Here is a 1,208-nt window from a genome sequence, read left to right as displayed (position 1 = left end):
TTTACCATTTACAAAAACACCCCCGCCTTTTGCTCGACCGTCAGTCGTGTCAGCCTTTGAGAAAGCCTTACAGCTATCAATCACAATGGTTCCTGACAGGGTAATAGGGTTTGAACTCTCACTTATATAGACACCACCACCCTTCCACGACTGACAATCTTTAATTAATCCACTGGAAAGGCGTCCGTCTCGGGCGTCACCAAAATAAACTCCGCCGCCGTAATCTTGGTTCCTACAATTTTGAATCGTAGCCCCTTCTAAATAAAAAGCGCCTGACGAGGTTACGGCAATACCACCAGCAACAGGCGACCCCGTCAGATTATTGCGACCATCTAAGGTTAAGTTTGAACCTAATGTTAGGGTTGTGCTGGCCCCGCTAACAATAAAATGTCTAGCTGATGTAGCACTATGGGTTGCCGAAAACCCTGACAATCCAATAGTTCGGGTTGTGCTGTCACCCTTGATAGTGACTGTCTTGCCGCTGGGTATAGTTACACTTGATGTTAAGTTGAAGTCACCACCTATTGTAATCGTGATATCACTATCTGCATTGCTCAGGGCTGTTCGTAGCTGCGCTTCTGTCGTCACGGTCTGCGCAAATAGCATTGGTGCTATCGAGACAAAGGACCCTTGCACCACTACCTGCTCGCTTATTTGCTCTGTAGCGGGTGTAGTCGCATCTACCGGAGTATTTTGCGTATTTATATTTTTATTATTCTCCGAAGCCTCTATTCCCTCTAAAGAAGTCTCTTCCTCTAAGACAGTCTCTATTTCCGAGCTGTCTATAACAATATCTTTTGTTACCGTATCCTGAGCATACGCTGCATCCTTAATTGAAAACGTTGACGCAATCATCGTAAGAACCAGAATGAGTGATAATCTTTTTTTTCTATTTTTCTTTCTTAACATTATCACATTCCTTCCGTCTAATTTTGATTATGATAAAAACGCTGATGCCACTTATACATAAACGTAGCAAAAGCGACAGGTTATTATCGCCTGTGCTTACATATGAGCTATTCTCTTCTGGAGTCGGTGGTATCTGGTAAGTATGCGTAAAATTGACAGAGCTCTCCTTATACCCTTTACTATTTTCATATACTTCTTGAGTTTTTAACCCTTGGGCTGTATTTTCTATATACACTGTTACTTTATAACTTGTGTTGTCGTCCCATGCCATGTTAGAAATTACAGGAGTTTCTTTCATA

2 protein-coding genes are annotated in these 1,208 nt (G+C 42.2%); both read right to left on the bottom strand.

Translation table 11 applies throughout. The annotated features are described in order from the left end of the window. On the bottom strand, positions 1–909 hold a 909-nt coding region (locus NHH16_RS15410), incomplete at its 3' end, for a hypothetical protein (RefSeq protein WP_262070474.1). Continuing rightward, the coding region (locus NHH16_RS15405; protein WP_262070473.1) for a hypothetical protein at positions 890–1,208 on the bottom strand (319 nt) is incomplete at its 5' end. The genes NHH16_RS15405 and NHH16_RS15410, both read right to left, overlap by 20 nt.

This window comes from Ohessyouella blattaphilus, assembly GCF_024721265.1.
Classification (GTDB): domain Bacteria; phylum Bacillota; class Clostridia; order Lachnospirales; family Lachnospiraceae; genus Aequitasia; species Aequitasia blattaphilus_A.
This window is presented reverse-complemented; position numbering and strand designations above follow the sequence as displayed.